Here is a 1,048-nt window from a genome sequence, read left to right as displayed (position 1 = left end):
CTGTTTTACAGCAAACCCTGAGGCAGTTAGATGTTGCTTTCTCTAAGTTTTTTTGCATGAGAAACTGGATACCCAAAACCTAAGAGAAGGTCGCGGTTTAGAAGTTTTAAATATGCACCTGGTCAAGTTAAATTAAACGGTGACAGAATATACCTCCCAGGAATTGGCTGGATGGGCTTTTACAACTCTCGCCCTATTCCTGAAGGATTCACTCTAAAATCTGTAACTGTTCGTAGGAAAGCTCGCGGATGGTTTGTAAGTCTTCAAATTGAAGATAAATCAGTGCCAACTACTCCAGTAAAAGACAAAAGCGAGATTAAGCCTCAGAGGGTTAAAGGCTGTGATTTAGGCATCAATAAGCTAATCAGTATCTCTAATGGGAGAACAATAGCAAATCCAGCCAAACAAAAGTCTTTTAGGTGTAGAGAAAGACGTTTAAAACTGAGGCAGAAAGCAGCTAGTCGAAAAAGAAAAGGGTCTAATAACAGAGGGAAATCTTATGCCAGAGTAGCTTCACTCCATGAACGTATCACAAATAAGCGTAGTGCTTATCACTGGAATGTTGCCAATCAATTAGTTGATGGTACAGATGCCTTAGTGTTCGAGGACTTGAATATTAAGGCAATGAAATCTCGTTGCAAACCTAGACCTAATGAAAATGGTAACTATGACCGCAATGGACAATCAAGAAAACGAGGTTTAAATCGCTCAATTTCTAATGCAGCTTGGGGTGAACTGGTCAAAAAGATCGAAGTCGTGGCCGCAAAGTCAGGCGTTCCGGTCGTAAAAATAAATCCCAAGCATACGTCTCAAAAATGCCCAAGATGTCATCACACCAGTAACGAAAACAGAAAAAAAGAAAAGTTCGTCTGTACTAACTGTGGTCATTACGATGATGCTGACATTAATGGGGCAATAAACATAAAATTGCGGGGTCTTAAAAAACTGGGAATTGACCCTAGAGACGCGCGCCTTAGATAGTGGAGCCTTAATTACAAATTTTTAACCCTTTTACTCATAGTCTGCAAACTATAAAGGCTCCACTATC

At 40.1% G+C, this 1,048-nt stretch carries 1 pseudogene; it reads left to right on the top strand.

Annotated features, from left to right (window positions below):
- Positions 1-126 precede the first annotated feature (126 nt).
- Positions 127-981, top strand: a pseudogene (locus tag F6K53_RS45170) (transposase); the annotation flags it as partial.
- Between the last annotated feature and the right edge of the window lie 67 nt (positions 982-1,048).

Source organism: Moorena sp. SIO4A1, from assembly GCF_010672065.1.
Classification (GTDB): domain Bacteria; phylum Cyanobacteriota; class Cyanobacteriia; order Cyanobacteriales; family Coleofasciculaceae; genus Moorena.
This window is presented reverse-complemented; position numbering and strand designations above follow the sequence as displayed.